Origin of the sequence: Hymenobacter fastidiosus, assembly GCF_039539565.1 — a bacterium.
Classification (GTDB): domain Bacteria; phylum Bacteroidota; class Bacteroidia; order Cytophagales; family Hymenobacteraceae; genus Hymenobacter; species Hymenobacter fastidiosus.
The window spans coordinates 15,959-34,327 of record NZ_BAABDJ010000040.1 but is presented as its reverse complement, the minus strand read 5'-3'; the positions used below and the strand labels follow the sequence as shown (position 1 = coordinate 34,327).

The window sequence follows — 18,369 nt, the reverse complement described above, 5'->3', positions numbered from 1 at the left end:
GCCTCCCGTGCCTTTGCTACCTGCCGCCGATGCGGCCGGGCACCTGCCGCTGTCCGTGTTGCGGGAGTACGTGGCCGGCACGCTGCCGGCCGCCGGGCAGCACCGCATCGAAGCCCACGCCCAAAGCTGCTCCCGCTGTGCTGAGGTACTCGAGGGCCTCGCCGTTTCCGACCTCGCTACCACCGATGCCGCCCTGGCCACGCTGCGCACGCGCCTGCACCAGCGCCTCGCGCAGGAAGCCGCGCCCCGGGACAAGGTAATTGCCTGGCGGGCTATGGCCGCGGTGCTGGTTTTGTTGGGGCTCAGCACCATGGCCTGGTTTGGCCTGCGGCCGACCCCTGAGCTAGTCGGGAGTAAGCAAGTAGCGCTGACAAGGCCCGCGGCCCCGCGTCGCGTCGCGCCAAAGATGTCGGCTCCCGTAGCGGTGGAAGCGAACCAGGCGGCAGCCACCGCTGCTTCAGCCGAACTAACCCCGCCTGACCGGCCTACCGGGGCTTCGGCCCCGGTAGCAGCCCGACGGGTTGGTCGGCAGCGGGCGGTGGCAGCCAAGCGCCCAACTCGCTCCGCTCCGGTTACAGCACCGGATCAGTCGGCGGCAGCAACAGCTATGATCGGGGCCGGACAGCCAGCCCCGGACGCCAATACAGTAGCGCCGGCAGCGGCACCGACCGCCGATATGGGGGCGAGCCCGGCTAGTCCTGTTCCGGCCGACACCGCCGTAGTATCGGCCGCCAGGGCTAAGCCGCTGGCCGGGGAAGGAGCCGCCCGCAAAGCCAACCTGCCCCCGGCCCTTACCATCAGCCCGCAGCCGGTGAGCGGCTACCGGGCCCTGCGCGAGTACCTGAACCGCGAAAACAAATTTATTCCCGAGTCCCCCGCCCGACAGCTACCGGGAGCGGTGCGGCTGAAGTTCACGGTGACGGCGGCGGGCAAGCTGGAAAACTTCCGGGTGGTGAAAGGCATGCGGGCCGACTATGATGCCGAAGCCATCCGCCTGATCTGTGAAGGCCCCGCCTGGCAGGCCGGAGTAGCCAACGGCCGCCGGGCCGACCAGGTAGTGGAAATCAGCATCAGCTTCTAGGCGCTACTCCCGGACGGAAACGGCAGACGCCAGGAACACCGGGCTCGTTGATGGAGCCAGCCTCCTGCCCCGGCCGGAATGGGCTGGTAGAGAATGGGAGCCAGTGGTTTCACTAGCCAGGCCCAAGCCTTCGTCCGGGCTTTAGGCGGTTTGGTCGATGGATGCTGGTAGACCACTAGCCCCCGTCCTTAGGAGGTTGTGCCAACAGCAGAAAAGCCGCCCGGTACCGGGCGGCTTTTCTGCTGTTGGCACAACCTACGTTAGCCGCTGTAGCCCCCGCCACTTTCGGGCTCGGTGGCGCTACCGCCGGGCGCCACGTCGCGGGGCAGGTCGGGCTGAGTGTTCAGCTGAACCTGGCTGTAGTCGGGGGCGCCGTTGCCGGCATTGGGCACCGCGGGGGCGTCGGCCGCCGGCGCGGTGGTGGTAGCCGGCTGGGCGGTAGTGGGCTGGTCGGGCCGGGTTGACAGGGCGTCGGATTCGTCTTCGAAGGTCTTTTTCATGGTCGGGCGGAGGTGGTGAGGTAAGGGGCTATACGGGGCGGCTCTGGCCGGGGATGTCGCAGAATTTTGGGGTAGCTCTGGCGTACGGGGTGTAGTTGCGTACTTTTGGGGCGTGCCGGCTTGCGGCCCCCGTTCCTGTTACCTTATTCTCTTCTCCCTTCCCAGAAGCATGACGCAGTTTCGCACCGAGAAAGACACCATGGGCACCGTGCAGGTGCCGGCCGACGCCTACTTCGGCGCTCAGACCCAGCGCAGCATCGATAACTTCCAGATTGCCCGGGATATCAACCGGATGCCTAAGGAAATCATCCGCGCCTTTGCTTATCTGAAGAAAGCTGCCGCCCTCACCAACCGCGACGCCGGCATTCTGACGGCCGAAAAAGCTGAGCTGATCGGGCGCGTATGCGACGAGATTCTGGAAGGCAAGCTGGACCAGGAGTTTCCGCTGGTAGTGTGGCAAACCGGCTCGGGCACCCAGAGCAACATGAACGTGAACGAGGTAGTAGCCTACCGCGGCCACGTGTTGCAGGGCGGCAAGCTGAGCGATGAGAAGAAGGTGCTGGCCCCCAACGACGACGTAAACAAGAGCCAGAGCTCCAACGATACCTTCCCCACGGCCATGCACATCGCGGCCTACAAAACGCTGGTGGAAGTGACCATTCCCGGCCTCGAGAAGCTGCGCGACACGCTCCGGCGCAAGAGCGCGGAGTTCATGCACGTGGTCAAGATTGGCCGCACCCACCTCATGGACGCCACGCCGCTGACGGTAGGGCAGGAGTTTTCGGGCTACGTGTCGCAGCTTGACCACGGCCTGCGCGCCATCCACAACACGCTGGCCCACCTGAGCGAGCTGGCCCTGGGCGGCACCGCCGTGGGCACGGGCATCAACACCCCGCCCGGCTACTCCGAAAACGTCGCCCGGCACATTGCCGACCTGACGGGCCTGCCCTTCATCACGGCCGAAAACAAGTTTGAGGCCCTGGCCGCCCACGATGCTATTGTAGAGTCGCACGGGGCCCTGAAAACGGTGGCGGCCTCGCTGATGAAGATTGCCAACGACATCCGCCTGCTGGCCTCGGGGCCCCGCGCCGGCATCGGCGAGCTGCACATCCCCGATAATGAGCCCGGATCCAGCATCATGCCCGGCAAGGTGAACCCCACCCAGTGCGAGGCCATGACGATGGTAGCGGCCCAGGTGATGGGCAACGACGTGGCCATCAACATCGGTGGCATGAACGGCCACTTCGAGCTGAACGTGTTCAAGCCGATGATGATCTACAACTTCCTGCACTCGGCCCGCCTCATCGGCGACGTGTGCGTGTCGTTCAACGACCGGTGCGCCGAGGGTATTCAGCCTATCGAAGCCAACATCCGGAAGCACGTCGATTCGTCGCTGATGCTGGTCACGGCCCTGAACCCCCACATCGGCTACTACAAAGCCGCCGAAATAGCCCAGACCGCCCACAAAAACGGTAGCACGCTGAAGGAAACGGCCTTGCAGCTCGGCTACCTCACCGAAGCCGAGTTCGACGAGTGGCTGAAGCCCGAGGACATGGTAGGGGAGATTAAGAAGTAGTTGAGCGGCTACCTCACCGGGTCGTCATGCTGAGCTGGTCGAAGCATCTCGCGTGCTGCTGTGGGATTAGCAACCTGACACCGCCCCGCGAGATGCTTCGACCAGCTCAGCCTGACCGCCGCCCCTTTACCTTCCCGCTCCTAATGGACTGTTCCCGCTGCATTACCCTCAAAAACAGCCGCGTGCGGCTGCGGCCGCTGGCCCCAACGGACTTCGAAGATCGGCAGGCCGTCATTTTCGATCCGGAAATCTGGCGCTATACCATCACGCCTTCCCCCGGCGACGCGGTGGGCCTGGCGGCCTATCTGACGGAGGCGGGGCAGGCCCGGGAAAAAGGGGTGCGGTATCCCTTCGCCATCATCGACCGGGCCTCGGGCCGGGTGGTGGGCAGCACCAGCTACGGCAGCTTCGCTGTGGAAGATAAGCGCCTGGAAACCGGCGGGACGTGGATTAGCCGGGATTTTCAACGCCCCGGCCTCAACCGGGCGGCCAAGCACCTGCTGCTCCAGTACGCGTTTGGCGAGCTGGGCTGCGAGCGGGTAGAGCTCAAAACCGACGCCCGCAACTGGCAGTCGCGCGAGGCCCTGCAGCGCATGGGGGCCACGGAGGAAGGCACCCTGCGCAGCCACTGCCTCACCCAGGGCGGGCGGCGCCGCGACTCGGTGTACTTCGGTATGCTGAAACCGGAATGGGACGGGCTGCTTCTGAGCGTGTTCCGCGAATTCGACGCCCGTGGCTGAGCCTGCTCCCCAGTCCAGCCCGCTGCGCCGCCGCGTCGCCAGCTTCGGCCATGCCTTTCGGGGCGTGGCGGCGGCCCTGCGTTCGGAAGTGCATCTGCGCTTCCATGCCGGGGCGACGGTGGCGGCGGTAGGGCTGGGGTTTTACCTGCGCATTTCCCGGCTGGAGTGGGCGCTGGTAGCGCTGGCCATTGGCGCGGTGTGGTCAGCGGAGCTGCTCAACACGGCCCTGGAGGCGCTGACGGATCTGGTGTCGCCGGAGTATCATCCGCTGGCCGGCCGGGCTAAGGACGTAGCGGCCGGGGCCGTGCTGGTCGTGGCCCTGGCGGCGCTGGTCGTAGGGCTGCTGGTCTTCGGCCCGCCGCTGGTTGCAATGATCAATTAGTAATGAACAATTGCCAATGAGGAACGTGACCCGTCAGGAACAATTGGTTTGGCCCGGCGTAAACTGATTGAGCAACGACCAGCGGCTCCCGGTTCCGATGGAGTCACTGTTAATTGCTCATTGTTAATTGTTAATCGACCTCTCACCTCTGACCTCATGAGTTCTGCCCCGTTTTTCGCCTTTTTCTCGGCTGCTCTGCTGCTTGCGGGTGCCTGTCAGCGCAACGTGGCGGTGACGACGCCCACCGACCCGCCGGTAACCGGCAGCGTGAGTGGTACCCATACGCCCAACCCCACCAGCGCCAACACGACTAATCTGACCCGTAACCGCGCCACCACGTTCGATACCACGGCCCGACCCGGCTGGCTGCAAACCCGCATCCAGAACCACCTGACCGAGCGGAAGCAAAACCCACCGGTTCACGTCTACCGCTACCAGTACAACAACCAGGTGGTATATTTCGAAACGGCCCCCTGTTGCGACCAGTTCAGCACGGTGTATGACCGCAAGGGCAAAGTGCTCTGCCACCCCGACGGTGGTATCACCGGCCGCGGCGACGGGAACTGCGCGGACTTTATTAAGAAAAGAACCGGCGAAATGCTGGTCTGGCAAGACCCGCGGTAGAAGATCCGGCCGTTGCGCGGTTATACTCCCGATTTTCCCGTCCGAATCCGCGCTAACGCTTTCTACGACTTGAAACCCGAATACCCAAGTAATGATTAACACGATTGAAAAACTGGGGGCCTACAACGTGTGGGCCAACGATACGCTGCTCCAGCACTTCGACGGCCTGGAAGCCGGCGGGGCTCCTATTCCGGCCAACGTCCTGCGCCTGTTCAGCCACGTGCTCAATGCCCAGTCCATCTGGATTGGCCGCCTGACCAACACGCCCAGCCCGGTGAAAGTATGGCAGGAACACGACCTGGCGGGTTTGCGCTACTGGCACGAGCAGTCGACGGGGCGGGTGTATCGGATGGCCATTGAGGCGGATGAAAACGAACTGCACCGCCTGATCAGCTATACCAACTCGGTAGGCGAAGCCTTTACGAGCCAGGTATCCGATATTTTCACCCACCTGCCCATTCACGCCAACTACCACCGGGGTCAGGTCGCCATCCAGCTGCGGGAGCAGGGGCTGGAGCCGGTCAACACCGATTACATCACCTACTGCCGTGAGCTGTCGGCGGCCGGCCAGGAGGCGGTGAGCCTGTAAGCATCGGAGCGAGCCTACTCTGAAACCCCGACGGGCACAACCCGGCCGGGGTTTTTGGGGTTAACAGGGCTCTGAACTCCCACCATTTTTTAGCCCCATGTCATCTTCCAGCCCCGTTCCCGTTATCTCCGCCGCGCAGCTGGCGGCGGCCTATTCCTACCCGGCGTACCGTCAGCTCATCGACGACCTGCTGGCTCAGGATATGACCACCGGCCCGCAGCAGTCGGAGTTGCTGACCAACTACACCCGCCTGAACGTGCAGCGCATGCGTCGGCTCGACAAAACAATTCACCTGCTCCCCGCCCTGCAAGCGGCGCTGGACGGTCTGCAGCAGCGCTACGCGTGGCTCATCATCACCGAAGGCTGGTGCGGCGACGCCTCCCAGATTGTGCCGGTGCTGGAAGCCCTGGCCCAGGCGTCGGGCGGAAAAATCACTACCCATTACGTGTTGCGCGACGAGCACCCGGTCCTGATGGACCGCTACCTCACCAACGGGGCCCGCTCTGTTCCCAAGCTGGTCGTGCTAAACCCCGATACACTGCTGGAAATAGCCCAATGGGGCCCGCGCCCGGTGCCCGCCCAACAGCTGCTGCTCGACCTGAAAGCGCAGGGCGCCACCCACGAGGAGTATGCCGAGCAGGTTCACGGCTGGTATGCCAAGGATAAAACCCAAACTATCCAGGATGAGTTGCTGGGGCTGGTGCAGGTGCTGGCCGCAACGGAGTAGGAAGCCCGGGTGCGTGGTGACCGGTGTTTGTGCCTGTATCTACTCAGCTACGCTACTTTGCCTCCTACCAGAAAGGGCTTCCCCATTTGGAGAAGCCCTTTCTGGTAGGAGGTAGGTCCGATGTGTGCAGTTAAGCTCACAGTAAGCTGAAGGTGTTGCCGGAAGCAAGCCTGACCGATGTTGCCGGGCCAGGGTTCTGCTCGTTCAGTGCTGGCTGCTTCGCTTGGTCTATCCATTGCTGATTGGGGGCGTCGCAACGGCACCTTGTAGTACCGGATTGCATAATCCCATCACCCGCCGCCTGACGGATTCCCCGTCGCAATGGTACCCTGTAGTACCGGCTTGAGGCCATAGGTGCCATTTCCGCGGGCTACTACCTGCCAGTTGGGGTCGATGGTGACCAGCACGGACTGGGCCTGGTTGCCCAGTACCGGCGCATTTACTTTCACTTTTAAACCGGAAGTCTGACCGCTGGGCGTATCCAATGCCAGCAGGCGGCCATCAGAGAGCAGTATGGTGCTGTTGGGACCTAGAACCAACCGGGCCTGCTTCAGGGTACCGGCCTGAAATTGCGAGCTGGTAAATAGCGGGGTGGAGGCGTTGCCCGTCTGGAGCAGGTTGCGCATTCCCGGCGATACATCCGTTAGCGACGTCCAATTGCCGTTTTCCTCATCAGCCTGACTTACTTCTACCCGGAGCAGGTCAATGTTTACCGCCTGATAAGTCTCGATTTTCTTCTTGGCGTCGGAAGCCGCCGTCTGAGTCTGAACGGTTACATCCTGCAGGGCATCTTGGCAGCCTACAAAAAACAAACTGCTTGCTAGCAAGCCGGACAAGAGTAAGTGATTTTTCATGTAAAGTGTGCAAAGGTGAGAAAGACGAGAATTTGACAATCCAAACTTAGAAAATTCCTACCAACAATCAATAATCTTAGGGAAAAATATTTTCGGTTAGCCTTCTAGTGATCAGGGCTATATGAGGCTATCAAAGGTAATATTTCTCCGTGGTTATATGATTCCGTTTGGATTAAAAAATAGCCAGAGACGCCCGTACACGAACGGGAATCTCTGGCTGGCAGACAATCAAGAAGAATTAATTCAAAGAAACCGGGGCCAGCACCGTTTCCTGGTTGCTGGTTACAACCAGGCCGGCGCGCACCGCATTGCGGTAAGCCGGCTCATTTGCCGGTGCCGTAGTTGTGGGGTATAGTTCGACCCGGTACGTGCCGGAAGGCAGCCCCAACAGGCGGAAAGCCCCACTGGCGTCGGCGGCGGTGCTGAACGTATCCGCGGGCGTCAGCGACGAGCGGATGGCCAGAATCTGCGGCAGGGCGGCGGCCGGCATCACGGTGCCGCGCAGGCCGCCCGACAACGCCTGGGCCACTAAGCGGATAACCGGCTTCAGGATGTAGCGCTCTTGCTTCTTCTTGTTCTTGTCCCAGTTGCCGCGCTCCTTGATGGACCTGGCCACATCGAAATCGAGCAGGAGCTGGAAGGTTTCGTTCTGACGCAACGTTACCTTATCCAGCTTCAGCTTCACGCCGGACGACTCGCCACTGGGGGTTTTCAGGTCGTAGACGAAGCCGTCGGTACCCGTCACGGTGCTGTTGGGACCCAAAATCAGACGGATTTCCTTGATGTCGCCGGGGGCAAAATCCGTGCTGACCAGCAGTGCCGACTTGCCGTTGACGTAGTCCAGAATGTTAACCATTTGCGGGTTGAACGTCAGGAACTGCCAGCCATCAGGCTCCTTCTCGTCTTTCAGATGCACTTCAATCTGGCGAACGTCCAGCGACACGGCCCGAAAGTCACCGGGCGCATCAGTGAGGCGCACTTCCAGCTTGGCGGTGTTGTCGGATTCAGGGTCTTTACTACACCCAGTAAGAGCCAGGGCGGTTAGCGCGGCAAAAGAGAGGAAGTGGTTGAGTTTCATCCGAAGGAAAAATTAGAAAGTGGTGAAAAACGAAGAGGCAGGGCTCAGGCCTAAGCCCGGCCTCTTCGTTTTGAGCAATTATTCGGCCACTTTTTGGCTGATTTACTTTATTAAGTTCTATTGCCCGGATTTTGTGCTGTCGGTCGGCGTCGGCTCCGGCGTTTTGACAGGGGCCTTTTTCTTACCGCCAAACAGGTTGTTCAAGCCCTGGGTGGCCTGGGCTTTCAATTTCGCCTGGGCTTCGAGACGGCGCTTTTCGATTTCCAGCTGGGCTTTGCCGGCCAGCTCCTGCTGCTGGCGCTGCAATTCGCCCTTCAGGCTGTCCTGGGCCACCTGCGACCTGGCCGCGAGTTTAAGCTTAGCGTCATCTACCTTGCTCTGGACTACGCGCTGCACCAGACTTTTGGCCAGGTCCTTGGCCTGGGTTTTTGCCCCGCCGGAAGTCAGCTTCACCTGCGGGTTGGTTACCGTACCGCCGATGTTGAGGCCCAGCATCACCCGCTCCGTGCCCTTGATGTTCTGCACGCCGGTGAGCTGGGTGAGCTTGCTGTTCAGCGCGCTGCCCACTTTGCCGGTGGGCACGTCGAGGGCCGTCACGTATTCCAGGCCGCCGCTGCTGATGTTGTTCGAGCCGCCCACGGTCATTTTGATCTGACCCACCGTCAGGTCGAAAGGCTTCACGATGAAGTTGCCATTGATGATTTCGGCGGCCACGTCCTTGTTGTTGACCACAAAGCTCTTCAGCTCCTGAAACTGGGTGAGGGTGCTGATTTTGTTGAGTACCGGCGAGTTGCCCACCACGGCCCGCACCACCTCAAACAGGCCCTTGCCGGTGAGGGTGCTGTAGTTTGGCATCATGTCGGGACCCATTTCGCCGCTCACGGTGAAGTTGGTGGAGAACACGCCTTCCAGGTTGTCGGCCAGCGGCACCAGGGTCTTGATGGAGTTGAAGGCGGCGAAGGCGTTCTGGAAGTTCAGGTTCCTGATGTTGAGTCCGAAGTCGAACCTGGGGTGCGCCAGGTTCCTGCTGCTGTAGGAGCCATTGGTAGCGAAATTCCCACCGAGGGTGTTAAAGGTCAGGTTGCTGAGCCTGGCGGTTTCATCGCGCACGGTCACGATGCCCTTCACGTTGTCGAGCTTCAGGTTGTCGTACACCACCTGGCCCACGGTGCTGTTCAGGGTCAGGTCGAAGAACTTCGGAATCTGCAGTACGCCGTCGGCTTTGGTAGCGGCGGCGGGAGCTTTGGCCGCCGCGGTGGCCCCGGCCGTGGGCCGGGCCGACACCTCATCCACCATCCACTCGTTCACGTTGAAGCGCTGCGAATTCACGCTCAAGGTGCCCCGCAGGGGCTGGCCGGGGGTGAAGAGGTAGCCCAGGTAGTTGCTGATGGTGCCCGAAGCGGCAATGTCGCTGGAGCCCACGAAGCCGCTCAGGTTCCGGAGCACGATCTGGTCGTTGTTGAACGTGGCCGTGGCCTTCGTCACCTTCATGCCCTGGGGCAGGTCCGGGCTTTTATAGGTTACGTTCTGCGCGTTCACCGTGCCCGAGGCCACCACGCTCTGGTAGCGCCCGGCTTCAATGTCGGCCATGCGGCCCTGGGCGGCCACGTTGCCGTTCAGGCGACCCGTCACGGTCATGCCTTCCAGCGGGAATATCCTGGTGATTTTGGTCAGGTCGACGATGCCTTTCACGTTGGCGTCGAATACGGGCTGATCGATGTTCTGCACCGCCACCCGGCCTTCCAGCGGCTCGCCGTCGAGCAGCATCCGGAACTGCGGAATGTCGATGCGGGTGTCGTTGACCTGGCCGGTGGTGTTAACCACGGTGCCATTCAGGGTCAGGTTTTCGATGGGCGCCGGGAACAGCCTGCTCTTCACGTAACCATTGGTCAGGTTCAGCCGGGCATTCACCACGGGCATCCGGGTTTTGGAGTAGATGCCCTTAGCCGTGGCATCCACGAAGAGCCGGCCGCGCAGCACCATGTCCGGCACCGGATACACCGTCATCATCTCGGCCAGGTCCACGTTGGCCTTCACCCGGCCGTCCACCTTCATCGGCTCCAGCCCGTCGATGAAGACGTTGCCATCAATAGGGTTCTTGCCCAGGTCGAGGTGAAACCGCTTCACGTTCACCTTCACGTTGTTGGTAAAGCCCGAGGGGTTGTCCACGTTCAGGTCTACATTGATGTTGCGGGCGGCCCGGGGCAGCTGCGGGTAGTGGAACATGCCGTTGCTAATCTGCAGGTTCACGCCATAACCGGGCATGCGCAGCTCGTTCTGCACGCCTTTCAGGTAGCCGTCGAAGGCCACTTTTCCGTCGGCTTCCACGTCTTTGAACTGCGCGGTATACACGCCGGGCACCAGGCTCAGGATGGTTTTGAAGTCGGTTTCAAGGGCCTTGAAGGTCAGGTCGTAAGTGATGTCGGTCGCGTTGGGCAGGCCAATCGTACCCTGGAAAGACGCCGGAAAGTCGTTCAGCTTCACCTGGTTGTCTTTAAAGGTGAAGAGCATCTTCTCCAGGTTCATGGCCACCGTCACGGCCGCGTCCAGCTTCTTGTTGCTGATGTAGTCCACGCCGGCGTAGTTCATGGTGAAGCTCTCGGCCGTGGTCTGGCTCACCATGTCGAAGATGTTCTGCGCAAAGTCGCCGGAGCCGGTGTGGTTTACGCCCCGGGCCTGCATGGCAAACGGGATGGTGCGGTCGTCGTAGCGCAGCCGGCCGTTCTTGATTTCCCAGCCCTTGATGGCCAGACTTACCTGACTCGTATCCTGGCCCCTGGCCGCGGCCGCCGAGTCCGAAATCATGATGTCCCAGTTGGCCCGCCCGCTTTTAAGCACTTTGATACTTAGGTCGGGCTGGTCGAGCTCAATGGACTTGATCCGGATCTGCTCGCCCCGGATCACGCTCATCAGATCCATCCCCACCCGCAAGGAAGGCAGGTAAGCCAGCGTGTCGCGGGAAAAAGAGTCGACGCCGATAACGCGCAGCTCGTCGATGCTCAGCGCCAGATCGGGGAAAGTGCGGAACAGGCTCAGGCTGACTTTGCCGGGGTCGTACTCCACCCTGGCGGCCACGCGCTGGGCCAGCTGCCGGTCGAGCGTCTGCTTGATCTTGTCCTTGAACAGAACAGGAGTCAAGGCCACGGCCGCGACCAGCACCACCAGAAAAATCAGCAGACCCAGGAAGAATTTGCGCATCGTAGTAAAAGGTAAGGCGAAGAGGAAAGTCGAATTCTGAAGCGTGACTACCACGGTCTGGCAGCCCGGCAAAAGTAGAATAGATATCGGGGGCAGCACCACCAGCCCGCTCGTACAACGCCCCGGATGGTAGTGATGTACTGTTATCTTAGCTGCCGAAAGGCCGCGGGTAGTTTAGAATAGAAGAGAAGGCTGCCGTTTACCTCTGGTGCTGGTTGCCGCCAACGTACCAAACGCCCGGTCAACCGCGTTAGTGAATCAGCCTATGCCTCCGTACGTGTCTGTTCCTGTTATACTTTCCCGATGCCTGACCCGGCGGAGTCGGCGGTTGGCCCTCGTGGGGCTGGTCGCCGGGCTGGGCGGGGCCCGGCCGCCGGCTGCGCAGGCCCAGGACTTATACTTTGCCCAGCCCTACGCCACCCGTCTGCACACCAACCCCGCCTTCGCCGGCCTGCTCGACGACTACAGCCTCACGCTTAGCTACCGCAACCAGTTTCCCACCCTGGCCGGCACGTTCCAGACCAGCCAGCTGGCAGCCGACTACCGCTTCGCCGACCAGCGCAGTGCCGTGGGCCTGCTGCTCAATGCTGACCGGGCCGGGGAAATCGGCTACACCCGGCTCGAAGTCAGCGGAATCTACGCCTACCACGCCCGCCTCACCGAGCAGCTGAGTCTGAGCGGAGCCCTGCAGGCCGGCTACGGCAACCAGCGCATCAGCTACGGCAACCTCATCTTCGGCGACCAGCTGTCCGACGATGGAAGCGTCAGCGGGCAGTCGGCTGAGCGGTTCGATTTCAAGCCGGTGAATTACCTTACCATAAGCCCGGGCCTGCTGGTGTACAACGATAATTTCTGGGTGGGCGCGGCGGCCCACCACGTCAATCAGCCGGATCTGGGGTTTGCCACCCAAACGAAACTTCCTCTGCGCTTGAACTTTAACGGGGGCGTCAAGCATTACTTCGTGCAAAAGACCGAGAAACAAGTGTACCGCGAAATCAGCCTCTCCCCCACCGGCAGCTACACCCGCCAGGGCGGCTCTCAACGGGCCGAAGTTGGGCTCTATGGTACCATAACGCCTCTCACGGTGGGGGTGGTTTATCGGGGAGTGCCACTACCCGGTTCGCTGCAGCCGCAACAAATTCTGACGGCGGTGGCGGGCCTTAGCGTGGGGCCGCTACGGCTCGGCTACAGCTACGATATGAGCCTGAGTCAACTAAGTGCTGACCTGGGCGGCGCTCACGAATTATCCCTCAGCCTGCGGCAGTTCAATGCGCTGGAAGCGGCCTGGCGGCGGTTAAAACGCCGGAATTACCCGTCAATACCTTGCCCAGCCTTCTGAATTTGCGTATACTTGCATCCAAATTGCCTTTCCTAAATCATTTTCTCTCAGGTAGTTTCAACTTGATCATGAATTTTTCCAAGTACCTGCGTTTTGCGGTAGTAGGGGCCTGTGCGCTGGCTTCGTGTAAAGGTGGCCCACCGACGGCCACCAAACCCGGTAAGTACAGCTCGACTACGGGTCTGGAGTACAATACCGAGGAAGGCCAGAAAGTGGCCGACTATCAGGGTATTCCGGAAGGACCCGGTCTGATCTTCATCGAAGGCGGCCGTACGGTGCTGGGTTCGCAGGAGGAAGACGTGACGATGACGCACGACAACATTGAGCGTACCGTGACCATCGCCTCGTTCTACATGGACGAAGCCGAAGTGGCCAACATTCACTGGCTCGAATACCTGCACTATGCCCGGAAAGACTCCTCGGAGGAATTCTACCAGTCGGCGCTGCCCGACACCACAGTGTGGGCCCGCGAGCTGTCGTTCAACGACCCTTACGTGGATTACTACCTGCGTTACCCCGGCTTCCGCTACTTCCCCGTAGTGGGCGTGAGCTGGCTGCAGGCCAACGACTATTGCACCTGGCGGACCGCTAAGGTGAACGAGAAGCTGGCCGGTGACGGAGATGACAGCGGCAGCAGCAGCAGCGGTGGCGGCGGGCTGTTCAAAAGAAAGAGCAAGAACGCCGCCCCTGATGCCGCCGAAGGTGCTGATGGGGATGGCAAGACCAGAATCTCCATCGAGAATGGCAACACCCTGCCCAACTACCGGCTGCCCACCGAGGCCGAATGGGAATATGCCGCGCAGGCTCTCATCGGAACTCAGGAAACGGGCAACGAAAACCAGGAGAACAAGCGCATTTACCCTTGGGATGGTCGTCAGGTGCGGAACCCATACGGCAAGAGCCAGGGCACGTTCCTCGCCAACTTCAAGCGCGGCCGCGGTGACTACGCCGGTATTGCCGGTAGCCTGAACGACGGTGCCATGATTACGGAGTACGTCTATGCTTATCCGCCAAACGACTACGGCCTCTACAACATGGCCGGCAACGTGAACGAGTGGGTACAGGATATCTACCGCCCGCTCTCCTTCGACGACGTGGAAGATCTGAACCCCTTCCGTCGGAACGGCTATCTTGACCCGGCCGAGAAGTACGACAAGAAAGGTTACCAGTCGCTGATCGATGACCACGTCCGCGTCTACAAAGGCGGCTCGTGGCGCGACGTAGCCTACTGGCTGTCGCCCGGTACGCGTCGGTTCATGGCCGAAGACTCGGCTACGGCCGCTATCGGCTTCCGCTGCGCCATGATCAACGCCGGCTCGAACAAGTAAATCACTGATTTTGACTGATTGAGTTGATTTCACTGAGTTGATTTTAATGAAGAAGCCGCCCTTGCCGGGCGGCTTTTTTTGTGCCGGCCCTTACACCCTAATCCATGGATGGGTTTCTCGGTCGCGTCAAAAATCAGGGAAATCAATCCAATCAGTGGAAATCAGCGATCCGCGCAGGCGATGGTGGCGACGCTGACTTCGGCGCAGCCGGCGGCCAGCAGCACGATGGCGCAGGCTTCGAGCGTGGCCCCGGTGGTCAGCACGTCATCGACAAGCAATATCCGCTGGCCGATGACCGCGGCCGGTTCAGCTACCTCGAAAACGGTGGCTACGTTCAGCCACCGCTCGGTGCGGGTTTTTCGGGTTTGAGAGGCGGTATGCTCGGTACGGCGCAGGGCGTGGGCGCGCCACGGCACTACCAGGCCCGTAGACAAGCCTTCGGCAAAGCTGTCGGCCTGATTGAAGCCACGCTTGGCCAGCTTTTTCCAGTGCAGCGGCACGGGCACGATCAGGTCGAAATCAGCGGCCAGGCCATAGCTGCTCAATTCGGCCCCGTACCAGCGGCCCAGCACCAGCCCTACTTCACTTTGGCCCTGGTATTTGAGCTGATGCAGCAGGCGCTGCACCCGGCCGTGGCGCAGGAAGCGCAGGTAGCTCAGGGCGTGACGGACGGGCAGCTTGCCCCAGAAGCGGCGGGCCAGGGGATTTTCCGGTTCCGGCAGCTTATGGTAGTCGGTGTAGGGCAGTTGAGCGCGGCAGCTGGTGCAGATGTGGTCCTCCCCCCGCGCCAGCGGCTCGACGCAGGCCAGGCAGGTGCGGGGAAAAATCAGGGAGACGAAGTCGGATAGCGCCGCCGGAATAAGCATAGCTTCGCGGAGTCAAGACCATAGTGAGGAATCGATTCGGGCGTAGCAACAGGTAGATAGCGGCTCCAGGAAAGAGCGCAGGCAGGACGGCGCGGAACTTCTCCTTAATTTTAAGGTTTTAACGCGACTTCGCCAAGCCGGACCGGACTGCTTCAGCTCCGCCCGGCTTACATTTCTTTGGGTAGCCCGATCTGTTCGGCTCCCGCCTTCACAACTCAATACAGCACCAATGTCTCAGGTTACGGAATTCAACGAGTACCGCCAGCGCATGAACGAGAAGATCATGGCGGCCGATAATAAAGTCATCAAGCGCTTCTTCAACCTCGACACCAACACCTACCAGGCCGGGGCCGTGGACGTAAAAACCAAGGAGATGCTGGGTCTGGCCTGCTCCATGGTATTGCGCTGCGACGACTGCATCAAGTACCACCTCGGGAAGTGCTTCGAGGAAAAGCTCACCGACGAGGAGATTTACGAGGTCTTCGCCATTGCCAACCTCATCGGCGGCAGCATCGTGATTCCCCACTTCCGCCGCGCCGTGGAGTACTGGGAAATTCTGAAGGACGAAGCCGTAGCGCCCGCCCCCGAGCATCACCACGACGCATGAGCCAGCTCCACGTCGACGAAAGCGAAGCCCAGTTTGAGGCCCGCTGGTGGGAGCTGATGAACCAGCTGAAGGAACGCTTTGGCAAAAAGCCCGACCTGAACGCGCTGCTGCTCCTCATTGGGGTGCAGGAGCTGGGCCAGGGCGCCGGCCCGTTCACCAAGGAGCAGAAGCAGGACCTGATGCACATTGCCACCTGCCGCCTGTTCAGCCTCTCGGGCCACTATGCGCTGGCCAGCGTGGATGCCGAAGGCTGGCCCCACTATCAGCTCGTGCGCCCCGTGCCTTTTGCCAACCTCAAAGAGCAGGAGCGGATGCTGAAATGGCACATCCTGGAGTACTTCGACGCTTTTATGCAGGAAGAGTAACCCTGTAGCCTAACCCGCCTCACCTCCTGGGTCGTCGGTCATCCTGAGCAGCGCAAGGATCTTATGGCGTAAGGACGACTCGTTCAACCGGCATAAGGTCCTTCGCACTGCTCAGGATGACCGGCCTTTTATCCCGGCTGAAAAATCAACGCTTTTGAAAATCATTACCTACAACGTCAACGGGCTGCGCTCTGCCCTCAGCAAAGGCTTGCTGGACTGGGTGCGGGAAGCCGACCCGGACGTGCTCTGTCTGCAGGAAATAAAGGCCGGCACGGCTCCGCTCGATGTTTCGGGGTTTGAAGCCCTGGGCTACCAGGCTTACCTGCACCCGGCGGCCAAGCCCGGCTACAGCGGGGTAGCTACCTTCACCAAACTCACGCCCAAAGCCGTCGTTGTCGGCTGCGGCACGGAATGCTACGATTCGGAGGGCCGCGTGCTGCGCCTGGATTTCGACGATTTCTCGGTGCTGAATACGTACATGCCCTCGGGTACGAGTAGGCCGGAGCGGCAGGCATTTAAGATCGGGTGGCTGCACTTTTTCCGCGCCTACGTGCGGGAGCTGCAGGCTACGGTCCCCGGCCTGGTTATCGGTGGGGACTTCAACTGCTGTCAGCGCGATATTGACCTGCACAACGCCAAAGCCAACCAGAACAGCCCCGGCTTCACCCCCGAGGAGCGCGCCTGGTTCGCCGACCTGCTGGCCGACGGCTATACGGACGCCTTCCGCCACCACCACGGCGACGCCGTGGGGCATTATTCCTGGTGGACGTTTCGCTCCGGGGCCCGCGCCCGCAACGTGGGCTGGCGCCTCGACCACCTGCTGGTTGACTCGGGCCTGCAGCCGCGCATCACCGCCGCCGGCCACCTGCCCGACGCCGTGCATTCCGACCACTGTCCGGTGTTCGTAGAGCTGGGCGAATAGAAAGCTTGGCACGTCGTGCTGTGCCTGATAGAGCGTTCTGTTTTTAGCTCAGCAGCAGCTCCGCCACTTCCCGGCCCGAAGCCATAGCTGCATTCAACGACGGGTAAGCCGTGTAGTCGCCGCAGCGGAAAAGCGTATCGGTAAGCTGCAGGGGCTGGTGCGCGGGCTGCCCGGCGGCATAGGTGGGCAGGGCGTGGGGCAGGTGATAGGTGCGCAGATGCTGCCACTGCGCAGCTTCGGCCCCGAACCAGGCCGTCAGCTCCGGGCGCAGCCGCGCCGTCAGCTCGTCATCTGTCAGCGTCTGGGAACCGTGGGTGCTGACGGAAATCAGGGCGCGGCCGGCCGGGGCGTAATCCGGGGCTACGTCGCTGGGGAAAGCTACGTTGTGGGCCAGGCTGTGGGGCGCGGCATTGAGCCGCAGCAGCTTGTCGGCGCGGCCGGGGGAGTGGCCGGCGGCGAAGTAGGTGCAGGTGGTGCGCCGCCAGGCGGTGGAAATCAGCTGCCGGGATGCCGGGAGCAGGCGGGCCGCCGCTTCCCCATCTACGGCTACCACCACCGCGGCGGCCTCCAGCGTTTCGCCGTTAGGCAGCCGGACAGTCAGCCCATCGACGGCCTCTACTTTGGTGTTCAGGCGCACGACCCCGGCGGGCAGGCGGGCGGCCAGCTGCTCGGGAATCTGCTGCATACCCAGGGCCGGCACGGCCGCCTCGCCCCGCACGAACTGCTGGAACACGAATTCGAAGAAGTTGCTGGCCGTGGTCAGGTCGCGGTCCAGGAATACGCCGCCAAAAAAGGGGCGGAAGAAGCGGTTGATGATCTGCTCGCTCCAGCCATAGCGGCGCAGGTAGGTGAGCGTGTCTACCGAAGCGTGGCTGAGGAGCTGCGCACTGGTCCGGCGCTGGATCTTAAGTACGAAGCGCAGAATCCGAAGCTTATCGGCCAGCGTGCCGATGGGAGCCGTGAGGGCCGTGAAGGCTGCCGTGGGCTGCTGCAGTGGATTCTGCAAAGTGGTTTCGCGGCCATCCTCCAGCCGGATAACGGCCCCGGAGCGGAAGGCCCGCAGGTTCAGGGCGCCATAATCGAGCAGACGCTGCACTTCGGGGTATTTGGTGAGCAGCACCTGAAAGCCCCGGTCGAGGCGGAAGCCTTCGGGCGTCACGTCGGTGCGCACCCGGCCCCCCACGGCATCGGCGGCGTCGAGCACCAGGATAGGCCGGCTGGCCCGGTGCAGGTAGTTGGCGCAGGTGAGGCCCGCCATGCCGGCCCCGATGATGATAATGGGTTTTTGCGAAACGGAAGCAGTCATGCTCTGGCAAACCGCAAACCCAGGCGCAGGGTTACGGCAGATTGCAAGGTCATTGCGGGGACGAAGCAATTCGTTCGGAGCAACGCCGAAAGCCCGGCTGCTATACTCGTCGCGGTAGGGTGCGGGGCTGGCCCCCGCCCGTCGTTGCACGAACTCTTGGTGGCTCGTCCAACGACGGGCGGGGGCCAGCCCCGCACCCTACTTGCTTTTCGCGAACCACTTCGCGAGGAGCATAAAAAGAAATCAGACCCATTGCAGACGACGGATTGACGCCGCCTGAAGCGCGG

Annotated in this window: 18 protein-coding genes; 12 read left to right on the top strand and 6 right to left on the bottom strand. The window is 61.6% G+C overall.

Annotated elements, in window-relative coordinates:
* Positions 1-7: 7 nt before the first annotated feature.
* Complete coding sequence (locus tag ABD833_RS18210; RefSeq protein ID WP_345074948.1) at positions 8-1,081, top strand: energy transducer TonB; 1,074 nt, start codon at positions 8-10, stop codon at positions 1,079-1,081.
* 260 nt (positions 1,082-1,341) lie between these two features.
* Here the strand turns inward: ABD833_RS18210 and ABD833_RS18205 are convergent, their stop codons facing one another.
* Positions 1,342-1,581, bottom strand: coding sequence for a hypothetical protein (locus ABD833_RS18205; protein ID WP_345074947.1), 240 nt, complete (start codon positions 1,579-1,581; stop codon positions 1,342-1,344).
* Between the two features lie 169 nt (positions 1,582-1,750).
* On the opposite strand from ABD833_RS18205, the gene fumC reads away from it, so the two are divergent.
* The 6 genes from fumC to ABD833_RS18175 all read left to right on the top strand — a co-directional run bounded on the left by fumC (position 1,751) and on the right by ABD833_RS18175 (position 6,219).
* A complete protein-coding gene (gene fumC, locus ABD833_RS18200; RefSeq protein ID WP_345074946.1) occupies positions 1,751-3,157 on the top strand; it encodes a class II fumarate hydratase in 1,407 nt (468 codons plus the stop codon).
* A gap of 143 nt (positions 3,158-3,300) precedes the next feature.
* Positions 3,301-3,897 carry a GNAT family N-acetyltransferase gene (locus ABD833_RS18195; protein WP_345074945.1) on the top strand — a complete coding sequence of 199 codons (597 nt, stop codon included), beginning with the start codon at positions 3,301-3,303 and terminating at the stop codon, positions 3,895-3,897.
* On the top strand, positions 3,890-4,279 hold the full coding sequence (locus ABD833_RS18190; RefSeq protein WP_345074944.1) for a diacylglycerol kinase family protein: 390 nt from the start codon (positions 3,890-3,892) through the stop codon (positions 4,277-4,279). The genes ABD833_RS18195 and ABD833_RS18190 overlap by 8 nt, the downstream gene beginning before the upstream one ends.
* Before the next feature lie 156 nt (positions 4,280-4,435).
* On the top strand, positions 4,436-4,903 hold the full coding sequence (locus ABD833_RS18185; protein ID WP_345074942.1) for a DUF6970 domain-containing protein: 468 nt from the start codon (positions 4,436-4,438) through the stop codon (positions 4,901-4,903).
* A gap of 91 nt (positions 4,904-4,994) precedes the next feature.
* On the top strand, positions 4,995-5,492 hold the full coding sequence (locus ABD833_RS18180) for a DinB family protein (protein ID WP_345074940.1): 498 nt from the start codon (positions 4,995-4,997) through the stop codon (positions 5,490-5,492).
* 97 nt (positions 5,493-5,589) lie between these two features.
* Positions 5,590-6,219 (top strand): thioredoxin family protein, encoded by a 630-nt coding sequence (locus ABD833_RS18175; protein ID WP_345074939.1) that lies wholly within the window; start codon positions 5,590-5,592, stop codon positions 6,217-6,219.
* 290 nt (positions 6,220-6,509) lie between these two features.
* On the opposite strand, the gene ABD833_RS18170 is transcribed toward ABD833_RS18175, so the two are convergent.
* The 3 genes from ABD833_RS18170 to ABD833_RS18160 all read right to left on the bottom strand — a co-directional run bounded on the left by ABD833_RS18170 (position 6,510) and on the right by ABD833_RS18160 (position 11,349).
* Positions 6,510-7,046, bottom strand: coding sequence for a DUF4382 domain-containing protein (locus ABD833_RS18170; protein ID WP_345074937.1), 537 nt, complete (start codon positions 7,044-7,046; stop codon positions 6,510-6,512).
* Between the two features lie 265 nt (positions 7,047-7,311).
* Positions 7,312-8,151 (bottom strand): DUF4382 domain-containing protein, encoded by an 840-nt coding sequence (locus tag ABD833_RS18165; protein WP_345074936.1) that lies wholly within the window; start codon positions 8,149-8,151, stop codon positions 7,312-7,314.
* Positions 8,152-8,268: 117 nt separating this feature from the next.
* Positions 8,269-11,349, bottom strand: coding sequence for an AsmA family protein (locus ABD833_RS18160; protein WP_345074935.1), 3,081 nt, complete (start codon positions 11,347-11,349; stop codon positions 8,269-8,271).
* A 277-nt stretch (positions 11,350-11,626) separates the two neighbouring features.
* Here ABD833_RS18160 and ABD833_RS18155 point away from each other — a divergent pair, with 277 nt between their 5' ends.
* Positions 11,627-12,688 (top strand): PorP/SprF family type IX secretion system membrane protein, encoded by a 1,062-nt coding sequence (locus tag ABD833_RS18155; protein WP_345074934.1) that lies wholly within the window; start codon positions 11,627-11,629, stop codon positions 12,686-12,688.
* Positions 12,689-12,756: 68 nt separating this feature from the next.
* Positions 12,757-14,016, top strand: coding sequence for an SUMF1/EgtB/PvdO family nonheme iron enzyme (locus tag ABD833_RS18150; protein WP_345074933.1), 1,260 nt, complete (start codon positions 12,757-12,759; stop codon positions 14,014-14,016).
* Between the two features lie 161 nt (positions 14,017-14,177).
* On the opposite strand, the gene ABD833_RS18145 is transcribed toward ABD833_RS18150, so the two are convergent.
* Positions 14,178-14,882 carry a ComF family protein gene (locus ABD833_RS18145; protein WP_345074931.1) on the bottom strand — a complete coding sequence of 235 codons (705 nt, stop codon included), beginning with the start codon at positions 14,880-14,882 and terminating at the stop codon, positions 14,178-14,180.
* A 229-nt stretch (positions 14,883-15,111) separates the two neighbouring features.
* On the opposite strand from ABD833_RS18145, the gene ABD833_RS18140 reads away from it, so the two are divergent.
* From ABD833_RS18140 to ABD833_RS18130, 3 genes are all read left to right on the top strand, one after another.
* Positions 15,112-15,489 (top strand): carboxymuconolactone decarboxylase family protein, encoded by a 378-nt coding sequence (locus ABD833_RS18140; RefSeq protein ID WP_345074930.1) that lies wholly within the window; start codon positions 15,112-15,114, stop codon positions 15,487-15,489.
* The gene (locus ABD833_RS18135; RefSeq protein ID WP_345074929.1) at positions 15,486-15,854 is read left to right on the top strand and encodes a hypothetical protein; all 369 of its coding nucleotides are present in this window, start codon (positions 15,486-15,488) and stop codon (positions 15,852-15,854) included. The genes ABD833_RS18140 and ABD833_RS18135 overlap by 4 nt, the downstream gene beginning before the upstream one ends.
* Before the next feature lie 154 nt (positions 15,855-16,008).
* Positions 16,009-16,776 (top strand): exodeoxyribonuclease III, encoded by a 768-nt coding sequence (locus ABD833_RS18130; protein WP_345074928.1) that lies wholly within the window; start codon positions 16,009-16,011, stop codon positions 16,774-16,776.
* A 43-nt stretch (positions 16,777-16,819) separates the two neighbouring features.
* Here ABD833_RS18130 and ABD833_RS18125 read toward each other — a convergent pair whose 3' ends face one another.
* Entirely contained in the window at positions 16,820-18,082 is a 1,263-nt protein-coding gene (locus ABD833_RS18125; protein ID WP_345074927.1) for a protoporphyrinogen/coproporphyrinogen oxidase, read from the bottom strand.
* Between the last annotated feature and the right edge of the window lie 287 nt (positions 18,083-18,369).

What these genes read in the sequence shown, in the direction of transcription:
- ABD833_RS18205 (WP_345074947.1), bottom strand. Translation starts at nt 1,581, where the DNA reads ATGAAAAAGACCTTCGAAGACGAATCCGACGCCCTGTCAACCCGGCCC.
- fumC (WP_345074946.1), top strand. Translation starts at nt 1,751, where the DNA reads ATGACGCAGTTTCGCACCGAGAAAGACACCATGGGCACCGTGCAGGTG.
- ABD833_RS18195 (WP_345074945.1), top strand. Translation starts at nt 3,301, where the DNA reads ATGGACTGTTCCCGCTGCATTACCCTCAAAAACAGCCGCGTGCGGCTG.
- ABD833_RS18185 (WP_345074942.1), top strand. Translation starts at nt 4,436, where the DNA reads ATGAGTTCTGCCCCGTTTTTCGCCTTTTTCTCGGCTGCTCTGCTGCTT.
- ABD833_RS18180 (WP_345074940.1), top strand. Translation starts at nt 4,995, where the DNA reads ATGATTAACACGATTGAAAAACTGGGGGCCTACAACGTGTGGGCCAAC.
- ABD833_RS18175 (WP_345074939.1), top strand. Translation starts at nt 5,590, where the DNA reads ATGTCATCTTCCAGCCCCGTTCCCGTTATCTCCGCCGCGCAGCTGGCG.
- ABD833_RS18165 (WP_345074936.1), bottom strand. Translation starts at nt 8,151, where the DNA reads ATGAAACTCAACCACTTCCTCTCTTTTGCCGCGCTAACCGCCCTGGCT.
- ABD833_RS18160 (WP_345074935.1), bottom strand. Translation starts at nt 11,349, where the DNA reads ATGCGCAAATTCTTCCTGGGTCTGCTGATTTTTCTGGTGGTGCTGGTC.
- ABD833_RS18150 (WP_345074933.1), top strand. Translation starts at nt 12,757, where the DNA reads ATGAATTTTTCCAAGTACCTGCGTTTTGCGGTAGTAGGGGCCTGTGCG.
- ABD833_RS18145 (WP_345074931.1), bottom strand. Translation starts at nt 14,882, where the DNA reads ATGCTTATTCCGGCGGCGCTATCCGACTTCGTCTCCCTGATTTTTCCC.
- ABD833_RS18140 (WP_345074930.1), top strand. Translation starts at nt 15,112, where the DNA reads ATGTCTCAGGTTACGGAATTCAACGAGTACCGCCAGCGCATGAACGAG.
- ABD833_RS18135 (WP_345074929.1), top strand. Translation starts at nt 15,486, where the DNA reads ATGAGCCAGCTCCACGTCGACGAAAGCGAAGCCCAGTTTGAGGCCCGC.
- ABD833_RS18125 (WP_345074927.1), bottom strand. Translation starts at nt 18,082, where the DNA reads ATGACTGCTTCCGTTTCGCAAAAACCCATTATCATCATCGGGGCCGGC.